Source organism: Bradyrhizobium sp. 930_D9_N1_4 (genome assembly GCF_052076015.1).
GTDB lineage: Bacteria > Pseudomonadota > Alphaproteobacteria > Rhizobiales > Xanthobacteraceae > Bradyrhizobium.
On sequence record NZ_CP197236.1, the window covers coordinates 1,299,114 to 1,319,441 of the forward strand.

Here is a 20,328-nt window from a genome sequence, read left to right on the forward strand (position 1 = left end):
CTGCCGGAGCCGTCATCCTGAGGTGCGAGTGGCGCGATGCAGGGCATCGCGCCGGGAGCCTCGAAGGATGGGCGGCCGAGATGCAGCCGGGCCGTCGCCCTTCGAGGCTCGCCGAAGAGGCGAGCACCTCAGGGTGACGGTGAGGGAATGACGGAAGGGGCTGTGAACAGCGCGTATAATCCTGACAAACCTGACTTTTAGGCGAACCGCACCTATATCCCTGATCCCCAGCCCGACTCACACGGTTCGCGTTAAACGGACGCCATGCGCTTCACGCCCCAATTCCTCGACGAGCTTCGTGCCCGGCTTTCGGTTTCCGAGGTCGTGGGCAAGCGCGTCAAGCTGAAGAAGGCGGGGCGGGAGTGGAAGGGGCTGTCGCCGTTCCAGCAGGAGAAGACGCCGTCCTTCTACGTCAACGACCAGAAGGGCTTTTACCACGACTTCTCCTCCGGCAAGCACGGCGACATCATCAGCTTTGTGATGGAGACCGACGGCCTGCCGTTCGCGGAGGCCGTGGAGCGGCTCGCCAGCATGGCGGGGCTGGCGCTGCCGGCCGTGACGCCCGATGCGGCGCGGCAGGAGCAGCGGCGCCGCACCCTGCATGACGTCATGGATCTCGCCGCGACTTATTTCGCGGAGACGCTGGCCTCGCGCCTGGGTGCCAAGGCGCGCGGCTATCTCGCCGACCGCGCGATCTCGCCGGCGACGCAATTGCAGTTTCGCCTCGGCTATTGCTCGCCCGACCGCTTCGCGCTGAAGGAGCATCTCGGCAAGCTCGGAATCTCCGTCGAGGACATGGTCGAGACCGGCCTGCTGATTGGCGGCGACGACATCCCGGTGCCCTACGACCGCTTCCGCGATCGCGTGATGTTTCCGATCACGGATATTCGCGGCCGCGTCATCGCCTTCGGCGGGCGCGCGCTGGAGAAGGATGTTCCGGCCAAATATTTGAACTCGCCGGAGACGCCGCTCTTCCACAAGGGCGACAATCTCTACAATCACCAGACCGCGCGCAAAGCCACCCATGACGGCGGCACGCTGATCGTGGTCGAAGGCTATGTCGACGTCATCGCCATGGTGACTGCGGGCTTTGCAGGCAGCGTCGCGCCGCTCGGCACCGCGCTCACCGAAAGTCAGCTCGGACTGCTCTGGAAGATGGCGGACGAGCCGATCCTCTGTTTTGACGGCGACCGCGCCGGACAGAAGGCGGCTTATCGTGCTGCCGATCTCGCGCTGCCCTTCCTCGCACCGGGCAAGAGCCTTCGTTTCGCGCTGCTGCCGGAAGGGCAGGACCCCGACGATCTCGTGCGCTCCGGCGGCCGCGGCGCGATCGAGGAGGTGATCGCAGCGGCGAAGCCGCTCGCCGAGATGATCTGGTCGCGCGAGCTCGAAGGCGGCAACTTTGCAACGCCCGAGCGCCGCGCCGCGCTGGAGGCCCGCGTCAAGGAGCTCTCCAACGGCATCCGCGACGAGGTGGTGCGGCGCTATTATCGCGACGATTTTGCCGAGCGGCTTCGGCGCACTTTCGCGCCCGAGGGTGGCCGCGGCGGCTTTGCCGGCCGGGGCAATTTCCAGGGCAACTTTCAAGGTAATTCCGGCCGCGCCTTCCAGCCCCGCGGCGGAGGGCAGGCGAAGCGATTCGGAGGCCAGGGATTCGGTGGCCAAGGGCGCCGTGGGGCTCCGGGTCCTGCCTTTATTCCCTCAGGCCCCTATCAGGCGGCCAGCCCCCAGCTCGCGGCCAGCCCGATCATGCGCGGACAGCGGAGCGCGATCTCGCGCCGCGAGGCGCTGATCCTGCAAATCCTGATCAACCATCCCTGGCTGCTGCACGACCACCTCGAGGAGGTCGCCGCCCTGGAGCTGGCCCATCCCGAAGCCCATAAGCTGCGGGCCGGCATCATCGCCGCCTTCGCCAACGACCATCATCACTCGCCCGACCCCGGCGAGCTGGCCGAGAAGATGCGCGCCGACATCGAGAAGGGGGGATTTTCGCAGCTTCTTCAAAGGGTTGAAGGCGGCATCACCACCGCGGCGGTATGGGGTGCCCGCGAGGGCGCCGCCCGGGACGACGTTCTCGCCACCTGGCACCAGCTCGTTGCCTTGCATCGGCAGTACCATTCACTACTTAGAGAGTTGAAGGACGCCGAGCTGGCCTTGGGGGAGGACCCCAGCGAGGCCAATTTGGCATGGCTGCGTGACGTCAAGGCTCGGATAGGCGAAGTCGACGGCACCGAGGCCCTGATCGAGGGTTTTGGCGAGCTGTCGGGCCGGTTCCAGAAGAGCGTGTGATGAAAGAATCATGCGGACGGCCGGAGCCGGAACCGCTAAAAGACTCGCCAAATCCAAGGTTTGGCGGCAAAAACAGGGTTAATCGAGGCTTAACGGTCTTGTAGCACTTTGGCCACCAGGCGGCCGCAGGCAGAACAGACGCGTCAGGAATGAATCCGCGCAAGCTCTGTTGGTACTACACCTGCATCCGCTGCGACAAAGAGGCTCACGAAGCGTTAGGCAAATCCGGCGAGAGAGAAGGTCGGGGTGGCGAGAGATATCCGCGCCGCCCTTTCCGTGTCGAGTGCTGACGAAGCGAGAGCGTCGAACAACAGGTTCAAGTGAATTCAGGCGGGCGGCCGTTCGGCCTTCTGCATGAAGCGCGTTTAGGAGCAATGGATGGCCACCAAGGCAAAGACGCTGCAGGCGAAGGACAAGGAAAAAGACGACAAGGCAGCGGACGCGCCGGAGAAGGACTCCCAGGACGCGCCGTCGCCTTTGCTCGATCTGTCCGACGCGGCAGTGAAGAAGATGATCAAGCAGGCCAAGAAGCGCGGCTTCGTGACCTTCGATCAGCTCAACGAAGTTTTGCCGTCCGACCAGACCTCGCCCGAGCAGATCGAGGACATCATGTCCATGCTCTCGGACATGGGCATCAACGTCACCGAGGCCGATGATAGCGGCGACGAGGAGGAAAAGGACGAGGGCGGCGAGGACGAGACCGACAACGAACTCGTCGAGGTCACCCAGAAGGCCGTCACCGAGGTCAAGAAGAGCGAGCCGGGCGAGCGCACCGACGACCCCGTGCGCATGTATCTGCGCGAGATGGGCACGGTCGAGCTGCTGTCGCGCGAAGGCGAAATCGCGATCGCGAAGCGCATCGAGGCCGGCCGCGAGGCGATGATCGCAGGCCTCTGCGAGAGCCCGCTGACCTTCCAGGCCATCATCATCTGGCGCGACGAGCTCAACGAAGGCAAGATCTTCCTTCGCGACATCATCGATCTCGAAGCGACCTATGCCGGCCCCGACGCCAAGGGCGGCATGAACAACGCCATGATCGCCGGCCCCAACGGTGAGAACGGCGAAGCGCCGGCCGATGGCCAGGCCGCAGCGAACGGCGGTGCGCCCGCGCATGTCGCGCCGCCCGCTGCTCCTCCGTCCCCGACCCCGTTCCGCGCTGCGCAGCCCGCCCCCGGCGGCAGCCAGGCCGGCGAGGTCAAGGATCCCGGCGAATCCGCCGCCGAAGCCGACATGGACGAGGACGACGAGTTCGAGAACCAGATGTCGCTCGCGGCCATCGAGGCCGAGCTCAAGCCGAAGGTCGTCGAGATCTTCGACAAAATCGCCGATAGCTACAAGAAGCTGCGCAAGCTTCAGGAGCAGGACATCCAGAACCAGCTCGAGAGCACCTCGCACGGGCCCTCGCTGTCGCCGCACCAGGAGCGCAAGTACCGCAAGCTCAAGGACGAGATCATCGTCGAGGTGAAGTCGCTGCGCCTCAACCAGGCGCGTATCGATTCCCTCGTCGAGCAGCTCTACGACATCAACAAGCGCCTCGTCTCGTACGAGGGCCGCCTGATGCGCCTGGCCGACAGCCACGGCGTCGCGCGCGAGGATTTCCTGCGCAACTACACCGGCTCGGAGCTCGACCCGCGCTGGCTCAACCGCGTCTCGAAGCTCTCCGCGAAGGGCTGGAAGAACTTCGTCCATATCGAGAAGGACCGCATCAAGGACCTTCGCCACGAGGTGCATCAGCTTGCCGCCCTCACCGGCCTCGAGATCGTCGAGTTCCGCAAGATCGTGCACTCCGTGCAGAAGGGCGAGCGCGAAGCACGCCAGGCCAAGAAGGAGATGGTGGAAGCCAACCTCCGTCTCGTGATCTCGATCGCCAAGAAGTACACCAACCGCGGCCTGCAATTCCTCGACCTGATCCAGGAAGGCAATATCGGCCTGATGAAGGCGGTCGATAAATTCGAGTATCGCCGCGGCTACAAGTTCTCGACCTACGCCACGTGGTGGATCCGGCAGGCGATCACGCGTTCGATCGCCGACCAGGCGCGCACCATCCGCATCCCCGTGCACATGATCGAGACGATCAACAAGATCGTGCGCACGAGCCGCCAGATGCTCAACGAGATCGGCCGCGAGCCCACTCCCGAGGAATTGGCCGAAAAGCTCGGCATGCCGCTCGAGAAAGTACGAAAAGTCCTCAAGATCGCGAAAGAGCCGCTCTCGCTCGAAACCCCCGTCGGTGACGAAGAGGATTCACACCTCGGCGATTTCATCGAGGACAAGAACGCGATCCTGCCGATCGACGCCGCGATCCAGTCGAACCTGCGCGAAACCACCACGCGCGTGCTCGCCTCGCTCACCCCGCGCGAAGAGCGCGTGCTCCGCATGCGCTTCGGCATCGGCATGAACACCGACCACACGCTGGAAGAAGTCGGCCAGCAGTTCAGCGTGACCAGAGAGCGTATTCGTCAGATCGAGGCGAAGGCGCTGAGGAAGCTGAAGCATCCGAGCAGGTCAAGGAAGCTGCGGTCGTTCCTGGATAACTAATTCGGATCGTCATGCCCGGGCCTGATCCGGCATCCATCCAAACGAGAACGGCGGGCCGAAAGCCCGCCGTTTCTGTTTTGGTGATATGCTATAACGCATGCTTTCCGATTTCGTTTGTGCAAGTTTGACCGCGGTCGATCAGCGAGCAGACGGTTCAAGTTCGCCAGCACATAGCCGCGTCGCGAGGCGATTGAAGAATCGTCGTTCAATTGCAGTGATGCGAAACCAGCAGCGCTTGCTGCATTACATCTGCTATGATGTTGGATAATGAATCCCCAACTCACCGTCTACTACAACACCCGCTGCCCCGTCTGCGACACCGGCATCGACTGGCAGCGCAACAGGCTGCTGGCGCTGGTACGTTCAGGGACGGTCGAGTTCAGGGATATCAACGAGCAGCCTGACGCGCTGGCGCAGTTTGCCGCCTCGCTCGACGACATCAGGCGGCGGCTGCATGCGACTGATGAGGCCGGCCGGCTCGTCGTCGGTGCGGATATTGCGGTTGCGCTGTGGCGGATGACGCCGGGCGAGGGGTGGCTTGCGGCGCTGTTCGGCAATCGCGTGGCGCTGCCGTTCACGCGGTTTGTTTATGACCGGTTTGCCGATCTGCTGTTTGCCTGGAATAGGTGGTGCGGGCGCTGGTGAGCGCCGGCTTGGGTCGGCCTACTTCTTCTTCGCCCCGACCCGCTCGATCCGCTTGATCTCGGGCGCCGGGCGGCCGCCCTTTTCGGCGATCTCGCGGTCCTGCTCCATGATGAAGTTGCGCGCGGGTTCGTCGCCGTCGAGGCCGCCGAGCAATTCGGAGGGCACGCGGCGGTTGGAGCGCTGGGTGTCGTCTTCGTAGAAGACGTTGAAGAAGGCGAATTCGCCTTTGGGATTGGTTCCGGGTTTCTTGGCCATGGGCGGCTTGTCGTCGATCAGGGGGCGGCAGTCAAATAACTTTGCGCGTGCGCACGCCAATAGCCGTGGTTTTCACCGCGTAAACGATTGAAAAGCCTGTTTTTGGGATCGAGCGCCAAGCGCTTCAGGTCCGAAGCGGACCCTCAATAAACGGCGGGCCGCAGAGCCCGCCGTTTATTGTTGGTCTTCAGCGTCGCCCGGGGCTGGCAGGGCAACAACCTGAGATAGAAGTCTAGTACCTTCGCCATGCGATGGCAAGGCAAATCGCCGACGCGCTGATGTCGCAGCGTGCGCACCAGATATGCGTCGATCGTGCGTGTTGCTTCAACACGCTTTCACGCGAGATGATTTAGCGTTCGAATTAATTTGTTCATCTTGTCCGCCATCGCAATGCAGTGAAAGCTCGCGTGACGTGCGCGAAATGCGCGGAGCTGCATCTTTTCCAAATGCTTGCGGCCAGCTCTCATTCACTGCACGAACCGAGTTCCACTTTGCGCTGCACATCTCAATGCGCGCGCGGGAATTGCGAGTTACAACGCACGCAGATCACGCTGCGATGCGCAATGGCGCATCGGAGGATCCGTTGATCTGCAAGCACAGTCGCGCGGGGATTCCAGGCTCGCGCTACGCACCCGGAATGACGGGAGGAATTACGGCGCCACCAGTTCCACGCGCCGGTTGAGCGCGCGGCCGGCGTCGGTGGCGTTCGAGCCGACCGGTGCCAGCAAGCCGACGCCGGCGGTGCGCAGCCTTGGCTGCGCGATCCGAAAACTCTTGACGAGTTCGGCTGCGACCGCTTCGGCGCGGCGCTTCGAGAGATCGAGATTGTATTCATGGGCGCCCTGGCTGTCGGTGTGGCCGACGATGAAGACGTTGAGCTGCGGCTGGCTCGCGAGCAGCTTTGCGATCTGCTCCAGCGTCGGCCGGCTCTCGGGCTTGAGCACGGCCTTGTCGGTGTCGAAATAGATGCCGTAGAGCGCGATGTGGCCGGTCTCGCCAAGACCCTTGGCCATCGCGGCGGCGTCGACCATCTTGTTCGCGATGGCGCCGAGCTCGACGACGTTCACCTGCGCATAGATGTCCTGGTTGTTCTGGCTGACGAGGACGCTGGCATAGGTCTCGCGCCCGCCTTCGGTCTTGCGGCCGGAGAAATAGCGGTAGTTGAAACCATCGACCCACATCTGCGGGACTGGCAGGGTGTCGATGCTTTCCGTGAACGGAATCGCGCCGCAGGCGTCGGTGTCGCAGGCGAGCAAGGTCTCGAAGCCGGCTTTGGCAAGCTGCGTCTCGAAGTTGCGCGAGACTTCCAGAATCGACGGGCCGGGATTGGTGCGATAGGCAATGCGAAACACGCGGCCTTCGAGCCGCCGCGCGTCGATCGGCTGGCCGTCTTTGAAAGCGGCTGCCTGCATCCGCGCCGCATCGAAATCCTTCACGGCATAACCGGTGATGATGCTGCCGGCGAAGCGGCCGATGCCGGGATAATCGCGAGAGCCCGCGACGTCGCGCGTCTGCGCGGCGGCGGGGGCGATGATGCAGGCTGAAACCAGGATGGCGAGAACGGGCAGTCCGAGGACATTTTGCGAGGACATCGGTATCTCTGCTGCTTGGGGGGCCGATTGTTGGTCGCGCGCCCGCTGCGGCGGGTTCTGAATGGCCAGTCTAAAGGGAGCGTCGGAGCGCCCGGAATGCTGCAATGGCCTCTTGCGTCGGCGGCCAATCCGAGGAGAACTTTGCCTTGAAGACGGTGGCGCATTGCGCGATGACGGCTTGCTCGGGCGGGGGCGCTCCGGTTGCAGTCGCAGAGGGCGACTGCACCGACCAATCCGGAATGTCATTGCACAGCGCGACGATGCCGCCGAGTGCCACCAGCGTCGGCTCGCTGATGTCGGCGTCGCCGGCGCCATCAGGCTTGACGCCGAACCATCGATCCAGAACATCGGGTGTCTCGTGCGCCGGTCGCAGCCGCATCGCCTGGAGGCGCAGCCGGTTCTGATGACGCTTGACACCACGCGGCGTCGGATCGGCCTCGAACACGGCCGGATGCCAGATCGCGAGGGCCGCGCGGAAATGCTTGGAGTCCTCCACCTTGTCCTCGCGCACCATGGTGATGCGCCGCGCTCCCAGCATCGCGATGAGCAACAGCGCGACGGCGAGACCGAGATAGGGCGGCACGCGCCGCGACAGAATGAGCTCTTCGGCCGAACGCGTCGGCACCGTGATTTTGGCGACCGCCGGGCTATCAGTCGCCGGCGTCGCGACGTTCGGTGCGGTGTCCGCGGCTGTGGCTGCGGTAGGCGCGGCCTTTGCCGCGGTTTGCGCCGGCTTCGCCACGGGCGGCGACACCACGCTCTGCAAATTGTTGGCCCATGAGGCCAGCAGCCAGATCGCCAGGAGCAGCACCATCGCGGGGATTCCGACATCGGGCACGTAGCGAAGGGTCTTTCGAATGCGGTCCGGCCATGGCGAGGTGCCCCCGGGCAGCTCGTCGTGGCCGGAGGACAGCCCGATGCTGTTGCGGACGTCGACGTCGGGAACGGGAATGGTGAGATTGAGCAGCTTCTTCAGATATTGCCGCGCGCGCTGCTGGTCGTCGCCATATTGCTTGGCGATGATCTCGACCACCTTTGGCTCGTCCATGCCGAGGAAAATGAAGCATGGTCCGGCCGTCGTCAGGAAGTTGATGGATTCCAGCACCTCCATCAGGTTCGCCGGCGTGCAGCGATCGAGGTCGTCGATGAAGATGACGAGCCCCGGATTGGTCGAGGTCCGCAAGGCCCGGCCGGCGGCGTCGAACTCTTTGGCAAATTTGTAGCGGAAGCCGAGCTGGGCGCTGAAATCGGCGAGCTTGGAGTTGCCGCGCAACGTCGCCATCAGCTCGGACGGCTTCAGGTTCATCGTGGCGTAGATCTTGACGATCACGAGCAGCAATGTGCCGGCGCCGACGAAGAGGGCGTGATCGAGCCATTTGCTGGCAGACTCCGTCCATTGCCCGACCTTCGGCCACTCGGCGTCGGGATTGAGCCAGGCGGCGAGAGAGTTGCCGATGGCCCCCCACTTGAACGCCCAGGCTGCGCTGAAGATCAGGGCGGCAACGAGCAGCAGCGGGACCATGTCGCGTCCCGCGCGCACGTAGAGCAGCCGCGCCCTGAACCACAGGCCCGACAGGCGCCAGACCGGCGGAATGGCCTGGCCGCGGATGTTTTCCAGCAGCGCGGCCAGGATGTTCTCTTCCTTCTGGTGATGCCATGCGTTGAACCAGACCGGGCTCGAGCCGCGCTGGCGCAGATCTTCGGCCACCAGGTTCATCAGCGAGCTCTTGCCCGTGCCCCATGGGCCGGTGATGGCGATCGTCAGTGGCGGCGAGGTGCTGGTGTTGCGCACGAAACGCGACAGCGCGAGCGCCAGCGGCTTCATCCCGAGCACGTCGAAATCGTTCCACCCGATCGGCGTGTCGGACGTGCCCGTCGCCGAAATGCCCGCGCCGACCTTGTTGCTGGGCAGGTCGTGCCACGCCAGTCCGGTGAAGAAGAACGCGATGACCAATCCCGGGATTGCGCCGAACAGCACCCAAGGCGCGAATTGCGATCGATACCACAGGCGATCCCACGTCTTGCCGCCGTCCGAGGTCTGGAAGACCGCCGGCAGCGGGCCTTCCTCGTTACCGTCCTCCCAGCCCGACGAGATCCAGCCGAAGCGCTGGTCGGGCTGGAAGTGCAGGGAGCGCAGGTTCGCCTTGGTCGGAAGCGTGACGAATTGGGTGTTGTGCTCAACTTGGCCAGGTGGCGTGAACAGCTTGAAGGTCGTGGTGGCGAGACGACCTTGCGCGAACAGCGTGAACATCCTGGCGGTGCGATTGGGCAGATCGACCTGTTGGTCCGGCGGCAGGAGAGCGAAGAAGTTCATCCGCGATGACGTTGCCCGCAGGAATTGCCCGACACCCCGTCCCAGCTTGTCGTTCACACCCGTCTTGAAGTATCCGCGAATTTCGTCATCGAAGACATAGCCCGACAGCGCGAACGGCACCTGTGCGTTGATGATGTCCTGCTGTGGCGCCCCGCGCGTATCCATCACCCCTGCCGGAACCAGCACGAACTGATCTCCCCCGGCCGCGACGAATGGTGCGGGGTTGCCGTCGGTCGGAAACCCTTTCCAGCTTTGCCCGCCATCCCGGCTGAAGGAGCCGTCGATACCTTCCAGCCGGAAGCACAAACTGCCGTCTGTATCGCATCCGGCCCAATAGGCCGCCTCTGATAACGGCTGACGCGCGGGCAGGTTCGCGAAATCGGGATCGGAGCTGGGGTCGGGTACCAGCCTGATTCCCCCCGTTTGAGCCGCAGGCCGCGCGGGCCATTTTGCATCCTCCAGATCGAGCAACTGCTGCTGCTGGATTGGCGGTATCGGCGGTGGGGACTGTTGAGCCGCGTTGGTGGGGGACTTCGACGGCTCGACCTGATTGGGCACGGCGGATTTTGGTCTTGGCGCAACCTTCAAATCGGGCTCGCCGGCATGGGCGGTCTCGAATCCCAGCCAATTGAAGGCAGCCTTTTGCGGCGCCGGGTCGGGCAACCCCACCGGCCGCTCGCTGAGCCAGGCCGTCGATTTCGGCCGCCATGAGAGGACGCCCGCCACTCCCATCGGCACGACCGGCATGGCGGCCAGACGGGGATCGGGTTGCGGCTTGAAGAGATATTCAATCCAGCCCGGACCGGGCGTGAACGGGTCGCTGCGAATCGAGCGATCGGTGATGCCGAGGAGACAGAGCATCAGGAAGACGAAAGCGATGGTCGCTTTCAGGTAGAGCCGGCGCAGCATCATGCGCCGATCGACCCGGGACCCGCCCTCGGACAGGCCGCCAGCGGAAACTGGCGTCGGGGCTGAAGCATCCATGACGCGCCCTTCGGAACGAAACCGCAACGCAACCCGTGCGCGCATCCCGGCGTTGCGCGTCCTGGGCTCGATGATTGGTCTGGATGAGGCGCTGCAGGTTCATTCGTGTCGCAGCTCCTGCGTCAGGATAGCGCGAGACGGACGCGATGCCTCGCAAGCCGGCGCTTTGACCGGCCGGGTGTTCCCGGGCATGATTGCGCACTGCCGTTCGCGCAGATTCTCCAGAGGATTTTCCCGCATGTTGAGACACGCCTTGATGCTCGGACGAGGCCTGGCCAGTGCTGTCATCGTCTGTCTCGCCGGTGGCTCGGCGCAGGCCGCGCGCTGCGGCGGCGACTTCAACAGCTTTGTCGCGAGCATGGCCTCGGAGGCGCAGGCGGCCGGCGTGTCGGCGAGCGTGACCATCACGGCGCTCAACGGCGTCGCCCCGGACCCTGCGGTGCTCGCCTTCGACCGGCGCCAGCGCCACACCTTCAACAAGAGCTTCGAGCAGTACGTCTCGACCCGCGTCGGTCCCGGACGCATCAATGGCGGCAAGGCGCTGCTCCAGCGTCACGCCGCGCTGCTCTCGCGCATCGAGCAGAAGTTCGGCGTGCCGCGCACGATCCTGGTCGCGATCTGGGGGCTGGAGAGCGATTTCGGCAAGGGCGACATCGGCAAAATGCCGGTGGTCCGCACGCTGGCAACGCTCGCGCATGATTGCCGCCGCACCGATCTGTTCCAGGGCGAATTGCTCGCGGCGCTCAAGATCGTGCAGCGTGGCGACCTGCCGCTACGCGACCTCATCGGCGCCTTCGCCGGCGAGATCGGCCAGACCCAGTTCCTGCCGTCGTCCTACATCAAATACGGCGTGGATTTCGACGGTGACGGCCATGTCGACCTCCGCCACAGCATCCCCGACGTGCTCGCCTCGACCGCGAACCTGCTCCACACCAACGGGTTCAAGATGGGCCAGCCCTACGGCGAGGGCACACCCAATTTCGAGGCGATGCGCGAATGGAACAGGGCGGTGGTGTACCGCAAGACGATCGGGTATTTCGCGGATCGGCTGGCGGTACAGTAAGGAGCGGCATACTCGGTGTCATCGCCCGCGCAGGCGGGCGATCCAGTATTCCGTGACGTCAGCGGCTCATCGAGAAGCCGCGGCGTACTGGATTCCCCGCCTTCGCGGGGAATGACAGCGGAGGGCGCAGCACGGCCAGCGCTAAACCTACTTCCCCGTCCCCTTCGCCATCCTCTCCAGCTTCCGCTGCAACGGCGCCCAGTACGTCGCCGGACGGAAACGCTGCAACAGGTCCATGAAGCGGGCGTCGTTGCCGATCAGGATGCGCGGCTCGTTCTTCTCGATGCCCCTGATGATGCGCAGCGCGGCGTCCTTCGGCGTGGTCCTGGCCGCCGTCTCGAACCGCTCGATCGATTGCGCGCGGCGGGCATTGTCGGTGACGCCGACGCCGCCGCGTGAATTGCGCGCGATGGCGGTGGCGACGCCGCCGGGATGCACGACCGACAGTCTGACCGGGCTGGCCGCGACCGCAAGCTCGTGCCGTACGCTCTCGGAAAAGCCGCGCACCGCGAATTTCGCCGCCGCATAGGCCGCTTGTCCCGGCGGCGCGATGATGCCGAAGACCGAGGAGAGGTTGACGATATGCGCTTCCGGCCTCGTCTTCAGATGCGGCAGGAAGGCGCGCGTGCCGTGGACTACGCCCCAGAAATTGATGCCGAACAGCCACTCCATCTGTGCCTGGTCGATCTCCTCGAACGTCCCCATCAGTGCCACGCCGGCATTGTTGACGACGATGTTGAGCGAAGGGTGCGCAGCGATCGCATCGGTCGCGAAATGCGCGATGTCGGCGGGCTCGCCGACATCGACGCGATGCACGGTCACTTTACGCTGCCGGCCAATTTCGGCGGAGAGCGTCTTCAACCCCGCCTCGTCGCGATCGGCCAGCGCGAGATCGCAGCCGCGTTGCGCGAGTTCGACAGCTAGTGCGCGGCCGATGCCGCTCGCCGCTCCCGTGATGGCGGCTGCGCCGCGAATCATCGTCATGGATACCCCCGTCAAGCTCAAAACAGGGGAACTATGCTTTACATTTTTTCAGAATGGAACCGAACCGTATCCGAGTTGTGTCCTTAACTCACGTTACCTGGACGGAGGCGCAAGCATTGGGAGCTATCCATGGGACAACTAAAGCCATTTCCTGCAACGGCACTCATCGTTGAAGACGACGCCATGCAGCGGGAGATGCTCTGTCTCCTGCTCGAAGAGAGCGGGTATCAGGTTATCCAGTGCGAGAGTGCCGAGGCCGCCGAGCGCGTGTTGCAGAAGAATGCCGGCGCGTTGAGCCTGATGCTGACGGACGTGCAGCTTGCCGGCCGCATGAATGGCGTCGAGCTCGCGCACGTCGCCAAGGATCGCAATCCGAAGCTCGATGTCGTCGTCACGTCCGGCCGTCCCCTCATGCAGCCTTTGCCGATCGGTGCAAAGTTCTGGGCCAAGCCATGGGCGCCGCTCGACGTCCTGCGCGAGGCTGAAATCGCCCAGCTCAACTAGCGCAACACCACCTCGCGGTCGGTCCAGCGCAGATACTGCCGTGGCGCGGCCCAGCTCGCGCTTGAACATGGCAAAGGCGCTCGGGCTGTCATAGCCGACGTCGAGCACGACGCAGGTCACGGCCTCGCCGGCGCCGAGACGCGCCAGCGCTTCCAGCAACCGGACGCGCTGGCGCCAGGCCGAAAAGCTTTGGCCGGTCTCGCGACGGAACGCTGAAAGCGTGGTGCGAGGCGCTGGAACGCTTTGGCAAGCTGGCACTGGACTAGGTGATGGCGCTCTGACCGCCTCGTGACTTCTCCATGATCGAGGAGGGTGGTAGGGACAGGGATGTCCTGGTCCTTTCTGCTCACCTCGCTCATCGTCGTCGCCTCGCCTGGTACCGGCGTGCTCTACACGCTGGCCGCAGCGCTGACCCGCGGCTCGCGCGCGAGTGTCGCAGCCGCCTTCGGCTGCACACTCGGGATCGTGCCGCACATGATCGCGGCGATGCTCGGCCTGGCCGCCGTGCTGCACACCAGCGCACTCGCCTTTGCCGCGCTGAAATGGGGCGGCGTGCTCTATCTGCTCTACATGTCCTGGCAGGCGCTGCGTGAGACGGGCGCGCTGGCGGTCGAAGGCAAGATCAAGGAGCGGTCGAGCGGCCGCGTCATCGTCACGGGCTTCCTGATCAACATCCTCAACCCAAAACTCTCGATCTTCTTCCTCGCCTTCCTGCCGCAGTTTATCGCGGTGGATGAGACCCATGTGCTGGCGCGGATGCTGGAGCTGAGCGGCGCCTTCATGGCGATGACCTTTGCCGTGTTCGTCGTCTATGGCCTCTGCGCCGCCTCGGTGCGCGAGCGCGTCATCTCCCGCCCCGGCGTGATGGCCTGGCTGCGGCGCAGCTTTGCGGCGGGGTTTGCGCTGTTGGGCGCGAAGCTCGCGTTCGCGGAGCGGTAGGGTCTTTTCCCAACCTCTCCCCGTAGGAACGGGGACAGGGGAAAGCAGCAGGGCAATAAAAAAGCGGGCCTCGCGCCCGCTACCTTCAAGCCAGTCTTACCCGAAGCCCGGGCGGAGCGAGGCTCCACCCGGGCAAATAAAAAGAAGCCTCGTTACTTCTTCTTCGCCTTCTTGGCCTTTTTCGCCTTCTTCTTCACAGCCTTCTTCGCTTTCTTAGCCATAGTATCCTCTTAAGGGTTCATGGTTAAACGCGACACGAGGGATGCTCGGCGGAGGGCCAGCCTCGCAACATCCTCGACGACAAACTCAGCAGATTCGCAGGTCTCTGCCCCGTGCCGTCATATCTGTGTCATCACGTTATCCACAGCTCAGATGCATTTTCGGGTGCGTTTTGCCCGCGAATCCGCATCGCGCACCTCGCGATACGTCGCCGGCGATATGCCTAACGATCCGACAATCGCCGCGCGTCGTTCATGAATCCAAAACCAAAGGCGAGCTTTCGACGATCGCGGTGAGGTTCCGTTAAGTGCAACCCGCGCATTCTTCCCCGCAAGAAAACGGGGACGGGTCATGGACGAACGGCTGCCAGAGACGGGGGGCGGGACGCTGCGCGCGCCGCACGCGTCATGCTGAACGTACCGACACTCTGGACGGTTTTCGTCGTCAACTTTCTGGCGCTCGGCCTGATCTGGGCCTACGTGACGCGCTCCTATCCGAAATTTGCCGCTGCGCGGTTCTGGATGGCATCGTCCTTCGTCGGCGCCGCGGGTGCGATGACCGCACTGGCGCGCCTGTTCATCTCTTCTCCTCTGCCACTTCTGTTCGGCGCGGCCGGCGTCATTGCTGCGAGCTGCTTCGCCGCGATGGGCATTCAGCGCTTTTACGACCGGCCGGTGTCATGGCGCATGATGGGCGCAACGGGATGCTTGAGCCTCGCCGGCATCGTTTTCTTCATGATTGGCTTCGAGCACATGCAGCTGCGCATGCTCAGCTATACGATTGGGCAGGGCCTGCCCCTGGTACTGGCGCTGCGTCTCTTGTTTGCGCCGCCGGAGGGCCGCGTCAGTCCAGGTGCAAAACTGTCCGGCATCGTCATCGTGACCATCATTGCGATCTTCCTGGTCCGGACGTTGGGTAATCTGCTCGGCCACGATTTCTCGGCGAGGGCCGGCGGTCAGGCCCATGCCGTCATGGTGCTGGGGCTGCTGTTCCTGTCGATGACACTCAATTTCGGCTTCCTGCTGATGGCGATGGACCGGCTGCGGGGTGAGGTCGCCGACCTCGCGCTGCTCGACGATCTCACCGGCGTCGCCAACCGGCGCCATCTGTTGCAGCGCCTGTCCGAGGAATGTGCCCGTTCGGAGCGCAGCGGCGAGCCGTTCTCGCTGCTGGTGATCGACCTCGACGGCTTCAAGACCATCAACGACACCCATGGCCACGCCGCCGGCGACGCCTGCCTGCGGCACTTCACCCTGATGGCGCAGACGCGCTTGAGGCCCGGCGATATGCTGGCCCGCACCGGCGGCGACGAGTTCTGCGTCGTGCTGCCGTCCTCGTCCCTGCGTGAGGCTGCCACGATCGCCCGCCGCGTGCTCGAGGTTTGCCGTCAGGATGCGGCCAGCTGCACAGCCAAGGATATCCCGATCGCGATCTCGATCGGTGTCGCCGAATGGGACCGTGCCATCGGCCAATTCCCTGACAAGCTCATCGCGCACGCCGACCACGCGCTCTATGCCGCGAAAAAGAACGGCAAGAACGATCTTGCTGTCTACGATCCGGCTCCGCCGCTTTCGCCGGAGCCGGTCGGCTTCAGTGAAGCCGTGCGCAAATTCGCGTAAAGGCGTGCTAGGTTGGGTCCGCATTGGACCCTGACGATGATATCTCGCGTTCTTGCGGCCGTTCTCGCCGCACTCCTTCTGATCACTCCCGCCGCTGCTACCGACGCTGAGCTCGCAGAGCTCGCGCGGGCGTCCGGCACGCCTGACATTCCCGGCCTGAAGATCGTGTGGCTCGCGCCATGGGGCGACGTCGCCAAGGCTCATGCCTGGCGCAACATCATCGTGCACCAGACCGAAGGGCCGGCAGGCTCGGCGCGCGGCGGCGCGGCAGAGCAGGCGAAGAATCCCACGCGGCGCGGCGTGACAGTGTGGGTCGAGACCGACGGAACGGTCTATTGGGCGGTTGCGGAAAATCTGGTGCCGACCCATGGCGATGGCGCCAACCGCAACGACAACAAGTACATCGACAACAAGCCGACCTATCGCCAGGTGGTGCGCGATAATTCGATCGGCGTCGAGTTCGCCGGCAACTATCCCGATGTCACCGCAGGCCCCACCGAGGCGCAGGTCGCGGCGTGGAAGATCCTCGTGAAGGTGCTGCGCGCGCGCTACGACATCCCGCTCGACCACGTCTACGCGCACAACTGGATCGACTACAAGGACGCGCGCTATTGCGAAGGATGCTGGCTCGCGACGCTGGCGCGGACCTGGGGAGAATGAGCACTGCCGGTCACACCGCCTCCGACATCCACCCAAAGAATCGCCGCATCAATCCCGGCGGCCGCGGCAATTCCGGTGGCGCATCCGCTGCCAGCACGCGTTTGAAGAAGTAATCCAGGAACACCATGTCGTTCGGCTCGGTGACGGTGAAGGTCTCCTCGCCGAAGAAGACACTGTAGTTGAAGAAGAATGGCCCCATGATCGGGATCGTCGCCGTGCTCGCATAGTCCTTGGAGATCACGAACTCGGCGGGGTCGAGCCCGTGGTCGCGCATGGCTTGCTCGACCAGCGGCAGCTTACGCATGAACTGTGGGGAGAAGCCGCCGACGGTGGATTGCAGGATGATCGACACAATGGTGTCCGTTCAATTTGTGCTGCCGGTCCGGTCAATCTGGGGCGGTTGACCGGCTGCGCGGGTTCAAGGCAAGCTCGGTTCTACATTGGGCAAGGGGAGGGAAATGTGATGGCTGTCTCACTCGGCGGCAGGGTGGTCGTCGAACTTCGGCCGGCGCCATCGCTTGGTGTATCCGCGCGCGGTCTGCGTGCCATCGGCGTGATGCCGGCGATCGTGCTGTCGCTCTGCGCCTCGCTGCTGCTCGCGCTGGAGACGCCGAGCAAGCCGTTCCTCGACAGGAACAGCTTTTATCTCGCCTCCGCCGGTTTTCGCGTGCAGGTCGCCAATGATGCCGCGGGCGAGAGGGCGTTGCGCGCGCTGCCGCCGCATCGTTTCGTGATGCACCGGAACGGCGGCGACGTTCGCTATCTCTATGCCGAGCCGCAACATTGCGTCTGCATCTTTATGGGCACGCAGGCGGCCTACGATGCCTATCGCGGCATGCTCAGCCGCGGCGCCGATCAGCCCGATGTCGTCTCCGCCGATTACAAGACGCAAGCCAGCGCTCTGCTCGACGAGACGCCGGCGCAGCTGGAGGACCAGGTCGAGCCGGAATCGCTCGCGGATTATTTTCGGGCGTTTTATTGAGGCGGCTTTGTGCGGCGTGCTCGCTGTCATCGCACGCCTTGTGCGCACTGGAGCGGGCGATCCAGTATTCCAGAGTGTGCGTTTGAGAGCTCGCTCTCGCCACTTCCGCCGCGGCGTACTGGATGCCCCGCCTTTGCGGGGCATGACACCGAATGTGAGATGACACCCAACAAAAAAGCCGGCGTCACCGCCGGCTTTTCCGTCTCTTGTCGATCCGCCAATTCCTGGCGCTGAAATCCCGCTTAGAGCGCGGCTTCCAGCGCGGCCTGTTCGGCCTTTGCGATCGTGCCCTTGACCGCGGCCTGCACCTTTTCGAAGGCGCGGACCTCGATCTGGCGGACGCGCTCGCGCGACACGCCGAACTCGGCGGCAAGGTCTTCCAGCGTCATCGGCTCATCGGCGAGGCGGCGGGCCTCGAAGATGCGGCGTTCACGCGGGTTGAGCACGCCCATGGCGCCGTTGAGCGCGTCACGGCGGTGATCATACTCCTCGTGCTCGGCCAGCATGGCTTCCTGGTTGGGCGAATTGTCGACCAGCCAGTCCTGCCATTCGCCGGCTTCGCCGTCGTCGCGGATCGGTGCGTTGAGCGACGCGTCGCCACCGAGGCGGCGGTTCATGTCGACCACGTCCTGGGCCGTGACGCCGAGACGCTTGGCAATGATTGCCACCTGGTCGGGGCGGAGATCGCCTTCGTCCAGCGCGTTGATCTTGCTCTTCGCCTTGCGCAGGTTGAAGAACAGCTTCTTCTGGTTCGCGGTGGTGCCCATCTTCACGAGCGACCAGGAACGCAGGATGTACTCTTGAATCGACGCCTTGATCCACCACATCGCGTAGGTGGCGAGGCGGAACCCCTTCTCGGGTTCGAAACGCTTCACCGCCTGCATCAGGCCGACATTGCCTTCCGAGACGACCTCGGAGATCGGCAAGCCGTAGCCGCGATAGCCCATGGCGATCTTGGCCACGAGCCGGAGATGGCTGGTGACGAGTTGGTGTGCAGCGTCGCGATCATCGTGTTCACGCCAGCGCTTGGCGAGCATGTATTCCTGCTGGGGTTCCAGCATGGGGAACTTGCGGATTTCGCCCAGGTAGCGGGAAAGGCCGGATTCTCCATTAAGGACCGGCAGAGCAGCGGTACGGGCCATTGTGAAGCCCTCCAAGGTTCAGGCCCCCGATAGCGGCGGGCCAGGCAGACGACCGCTTTGTTAAAGCCGGCCGTAGCTGCGATGTTCCGCGTTGGTCATTTCCAACGCAGGCGCAATATACCCCATCGGGAGGCAAAAAGGGAAGGATTGCTGACGTCACGTCCCCGTGTGGCAGCTATAACTTTTTGTAATGTAACGCTTTTCCTAAAGGGCCTGCGTCATACCGCCGCTTTCAGGGCCTTCTCCAGGAGAAGCAAATCCTCCGGGAGAGGCGCTTCCCAGTGGAGTAATTCCCCGCTTCTCGGGTGCTCCAATACCAGCAGATAAGCATGGAGAGCCTGCCGTCCAAGGGCAACCAAAACGGCCTGCGACTCGAGGCCCAGCTGGTTCGCTTTGGTCTTGAAATGCGGGCCATAGACCGCATCGCCCATCAGAGGATGGCCGATATGGGCAAGGTGGACGCGGATCTGGTGGGTGCGTCCGGTCTCGAGCTCGCAGGCGAGCAGGGCGGCGATCGGCTTGGCGTCCCGCCCGGTAAAACTCTCCACAATTTCCCAATGCGTCACCGCCTCGCGGCCGCCCTGGCGCACCGCCATCTTCTCGCGCGCATGCGGGTGGCGGTCGATCGGCGCGTCCACGGTGCCGCGATGGCGGCCGGGCAGGCCCCAGGCGAAGGCCATGTAGCCGCGCCGCATCGCTCCCGTCCGGCCGTGATCGGCGAATTGCGCGCTGAGCGAGGCATGAGCGAGGTCGTTCTTGGCGACCACCATCAACCCGGTCGTGTCCTTGTCCAGCCGGTGCACGATGCCGGGCCGGCGCACGCCCCCGATGCCCGACAGCGAGCCGCCGCAATGGGCGATCAGGGCGTTGACCAGGGTGCCGGTCTCGTGGCCGGCCGCGGGGTGTACGACCAGGCCCTTGGGCTTGTTGAGGACCACGATGTCGTCGTCCTCGAATACGATATCCAGCGCGATATCCTCGCCCTTGGGCTCCGCGGGCGCGGCCTCCGGCACGTCGATTATGATCGTATCGCCGGATGCGACGTGATAAGCGGGGTCGCGGATGGCGACCGCCTTGAGGCTGACCGCACCCGCCAGGATCAGGGTCTTCAGCCTTGATCGCGACAGGTCGGTGAGGCGCGCCGCCAGCACGCGGTCGAGCCGGGTCGAGCCCTCGTCGCCGGCGACGACAATCTCCAACCTTTGCGCAGAGCCTGAGTTTTCCATGACGACGTCTGATACCGCTGTTCCCGAACCGAGCCCCGAGCAAGCCGCGCTGTTCGCGCGGGTGCGGCGGATGATGCTGATCGCGGGGTTGACCACGGCGCTGGCAATCTGCGCCGTCCTGATCGCGGTGGGCTACCGCCTTTTCAAGTCGGAGGGAAGGGCGGTTGAAACCGCAGGCGACGTCACCGCCACCCTGCCCAAGGGCGCCAGGATCGTCTCGACCGGGGTCGCCGGGGATCGTCTCGTCGTCACGCTGGACGTCGGTGGGGTCATCGAGATCCGCACCTTCGACGCCCACACCCTGAAGCCGGCCGGAAAGCTGAAATTCGCCAACGAGCCGTAGCGCCGGTGCGGTCCGCGGGCTGGGGATCTT

At 64.2% G+C, this 20,328-nt stretch carries 17 protein-coding genes and 1 pseudogene; 10 read left to right on the plus strand and 8 right to left on the minus strand.

Annotated features, from left to right (window positions below; all coding sequences use genetic code 11):
- Positions 1-264: 264 nt before the first annotated feature.
- From dnaG to AB7532_RS06065, 3 genes are all read left to right on the plus strand, one after another.
- On the plus strand, positions 265-2,289 hold the full coding sequence (gene dnaG / locus AB7532_RS06055) for a DNA primase (protein WP_441233903.1): 2,025 nt from the start codon (positions 265-267) through the stop codon (positions 2,287-2,289).
- A 378-nt stretch (positions 2,290-2,667) separates the two neighbouring features.
- Positions 2,668-4,827, plus strand: a complete 2,160-nt coding sequence (rpoD, locus tag AB7532_RS06060) for an RNA polymerase sigma factor RpoD (RefSeq protein ID WP_441233904.1) — start codon at positions 2,668-2,670, stop codon at positions 4,825-4,827.
- A gap of 267 nt (positions 4,828-5,094) precedes the next feature.
- Positions 5,095-5,472, plus strand: a complete 378-nt coding sequence (locus tag AB7532_RS06065; RefSeq protein WP_441233905.1) for a thiol-disulfide oxidoreductase DCC family protein — start codon at positions 5,095-5,097, stop codon at positions 5,470-5,472.
- An 18-nt stretch (positions 5,473-5,490) separates the two neighbouring features.
- Here AB7532_RS06065 and AB7532_RS06070 read toward each other — a convergent pair whose 3' ends face one another.
- The 3 genes from AB7532_RS06070 to AB7532_RS06080 form a co-directional block, all read right to left on the minus strand.
- On the minus strand, positions 5,491-5,727 hold the full coding sequence (locus AB7532_RS06070; protein WP_441233906.1) for a hypothetical protein: 237 nt from the start codon (positions 5,725-5,727) through the stop codon (positions 5,491-5,493).
- 650 nt (positions 5,728-6,377) lie between these two features.
- On the minus strand, positions 6,378-7,319 hold the full coding sequence (locus AB7532_RS06075; RefSeq protein WP_441233907.1) for an OmpA family protein: 942 nt from the start codon (positions 7,317-7,319) through the stop codon (positions 6,378-6,380).
- A gap of 70 nt (positions 7,320-7,389) precedes the next feature.
- Entirely contained in the window at positions 7,390-10,617 is a 3,228-nt protein-coding gene (locus AB7532_RS06080) for a KAP family P-loop NTPase fold protein (protein WP_441233908.1), read from the minus strand.
- Between the two features lie 256 nt (positions 10,618-10,873).
- Between AB7532_RS06080 and AB7532_RS06085 the strand changes: the two genes are divergently transcribed.
- Positions 10,874-11,680 carry a lytic murein transglycosylase gene (locus tag AB7532_RS06085; protein ID WP_441239196.1) on the plus strand — a complete coding sequence of 269 codons (807 nt, stop codon included), beginning with the start codon at positions 10,874-10,876 and terminating at the stop codon, positions 11,678-11,680.
- A 147-nt stretch (positions 11,681-11,827) separates the two neighbouring features.
- On the opposite strand, the gene AB7532_RS06090 is transcribed toward AB7532_RS06085, so the two are convergent.
- A complete protein-coding gene (locus AB7532_RS06090; RefSeq protein WP_441233909.1) occupies positions 11,828-12,664 on the minus strand; it encodes an SDR family NAD(P)-dependent oxidoreductase in 837 nt (278 codons plus the stop codon).
- A gap of 129 nt (positions 12,665-12,793) precedes the next feature.
- On the opposite strand from AB7532_RS06090, the gene AB7532_RS06095 reads away from it, so the two are divergent.
- Entirely contained in the window at positions 12,794-13,168 is a 375-nt protein-coding gene (locus AB7532_RS06095) for a response regulator (protein WP_441233910.1), read from the plus strand.
- 108 nt (positions 13,169-13,276) lie between these two features.
- On the opposite strand, the pseudogene AB7532_RS06100 reads toward AB7532_RS06095, so the two are convergent.
- A pseudogene (locus AB7532_RS06100) lies at positions 13,277-13,426 on the minus strand (hypothetical protein); the annotation flags it as partial.
- Positions 13,427-13,495: 69 nt separating this feature from the next.
- Between AB7532_RS06100 and AB7532_RS06105 the strand changes: the two are divergent.
- From AB7532_RS06105 to AB7532_RS06115, 3 genes are all read left to right on the plus strand, one after another.
- Entirely contained in the window at positions 13,496-14,107 is a 612-nt protein-coding gene (locus tag AB7532_RS06105) for a LysE family translocator (RefSeq protein ID WP_441233911.1), read from the plus strand.
- Positions 14,108-14,733: 626 nt separating this feature from the next.
- Positions 14,734-15,945, plus strand: coding sequence for a GGDEF domain-containing protein (locus AB7532_RS06110; protein ID WP_441233912.1), 1,212 nt, complete (start codon positions 14,734-14,736; stop codon positions 15,943-15,945).
- A gap of 36 nt (positions 15,946-15,981) precedes the next feature.
- The gene (locus AB7532_RS06115) at positions 15,982-16,605 is read left to right on the plus strand and encodes a peptidoglycan recognition protein family protein (RefSeq protein WP_441233913.1); all 624 of its coding nucleotides are present in this window, start codon (positions 15,982-15,984) and stop codon (positions 16,603-16,605) included.
- Positions 16,606-16,615: 10 nt separating this feature from the next.
- Here AB7532_RS06115 and AB7532_RS06120 read toward each other — a convergent pair whose 3' ends face one another.
- Positions 16,616-16,957 carry a hypothetical protein gene (locus AB7532_RS06120; RefSeq protein ID WP_441233914.1) on the minus strand — a complete coding sequence of 114 codons (342 nt, stop codon included), beginning with the start codon at positions 16,955-16,957 and terminating at the stop codon, positions 16,616-16,618.
- Between the two features lie 111 nt (positions 16,958-17,068).
- Between AB7532_RS06120 and AB7532_RS06125 the strand changes: the two genes are divergently transcribed.
- Positions 17,069-17,587 (plus strand): hypothetical protein, encoded by a 519-nt coding sequence (locus AB7532_RS06125; RefSeq protein ID WP_441233915.1) that lies wholly within the window; start codon positions 17,069-17,071, stop codon positions 17,585-17,587.
- Between the two features lie 242 nt (positions 17,588-17,829).
- Here the strand turns inward: AB7532_RS06125 and rpoH are convergent, their stop codons facing one another.
- Together rpoH and AB7532_RS06135 are read right to left on the minus strand one after the other, a co-directional pair.
- Positions 17,830-18,729: an RNA polymerase sigma factor RpoH gene (gene rpoH / locus AB7532_RS06130; protein ID WP_441233916.1), complete on the minus strand. Its 900-nt coding sequence runs from the start codon at positions 18,727-18,729 to the stop codon at positions 17,830-17,832.
- A 218-nt stretch (positions 18,730-18,947) separates the two neighbouring features.
- Positions 18,948-19,955: an RluA family pseudouridine synthase gene (locus AB7532_RS06135; protein ID WP_441233917.1), complete on the minus strand. Its 1,008-nt coding sequence runs from the start codon at positions 19,953-19,955 to the stop codon at positions 18,948-18,950.
- On the opposite strand from AB7532_RS06135, the gene AB7532_RS06140 reads away from it, so the two are divergent.
- Complete coding sequence (locus AB7532_RS06140; RefSeq protein WP_441233918.1) at positions 19,954-20,298, plus strand: hypothetical protein; 345 nt, start codon at positions 19,954-19,956, stop codon at positions 20,296-20,298. The two genes, AB7532_RS06135 and AB7532_RS06140, sit on opposite strands and share 2 nt — an antisense overlap.
- Positions 20,299-20,328: the final 30 nt, after the last annotated feature.

Coding starts and splice junctions, on each gene's coding strand:
- dnaG (WP_441233903.1), top strand. CDS start 265: ATGCGCTTCACGCCCCAATTCCTCGACGAGCTTCGTGCCCGGCTTTCG.
- rpoD (WP_441233904.1), top strand. CDS start 2,668: ATGGCCACCAAGGCAAAGACGCTGCAGGCGAAGGACAAGGAAAAAGAC.
- AB7532_RS06065 (WP_441233905.1), top strand. CDS start 5,095: ATGAATCCCCAACTCACCGTCTACTACAACACCCGCTGCCCCGTCTGC.
- AB7532_RS06070 (WP_441233906.1), bottom strand. CDS start 5,727: ATGGCCAAGAAACCCGGAACCAATCCCAAAGGCGAATTCGCCTTCTTC.
- AB7532_RS06075 (WP_441233907.1), bottom strand. CDS start 7,319: ATGTCCTCGCAAAATGTCCTCGGACTGCCCGTTCTCGCCATCCTGGTT.
- AB7532_RS06080 (WP_441233908.1), bottom strand. CDS start 10,617: ATGGATGCTTCAGCCCCGACGCCAGTTTCCGCTGGCGGCCTGTCCGAG.
- AB7532_RS06085 (WP_441239196.1), top strand. CDS start 10,874: ATGCTCGGACGAGGCCTGGCCAGTGCTGTCATCGTCTGTCTCGCCGGT.
- AB7532_RS06090 (WP_441233909.1), bottom strand. CDS start 12,664: ATGACGATGATTCGCGGCGCAGCCGCCATCACGGGAGCGGCGAGCGGC.
- AB7532_RS06095 (WP_441233910.1), top strand. CDS start 12,794: ATGGGACAACTAAAGCCATTTCCTGCAACGGCACTCATCGTTGAAGAC.
- AB7532_RS06105 (WP_441233911.1), top strand. CDS start 13,496: ATGTCCTGGTCCTTTCTGCTCACCTCGCTCATCGTCGTCGCCTCGCCT.
- AB7532_RS06110 (WP_441233912.1), top strand. CDS start 14,734: ATGCTGAACGTACCGACACTCTGGACGGTTTTCGTCGTCAACTTTCTG.
- AB7532_RS06115 (WP_441233913.1), top strand. CDS start 15,982: ATGATATCTCGCGTTCTTGCGGCCGTTCTCGCCGCACTCCTTCTGATC.
- AB7532_RS06125 (WP_441233915.1), top strand. CDS start 17,069: ATGGCTGTCTCACTCGGCGGCAGGGTGGTCGTCGAACTTCGGCCGGCG.
- rpoH (WP_441233916.1), bottom strand. CDS start 18,729: ATGGCCCGTACCGCTGCTCTGCCGGTCCTTAATGGAGAATCCGGCCTT.
- AB7532_RS06140 (WP_441233918.1), top strand. CDS start 19,954: ATGACGACGTCTGATACCGCTGTTCCCGAACCGAGCCCCGAGCAAGCC.
- AB7532_RS06135 (WP_441233917.1), bottom strand. CDS start 19,955: ATGGAAAACTCAGGCTCTGCGCAAAGGTTGGAGATTGTCGTCGCCGGC.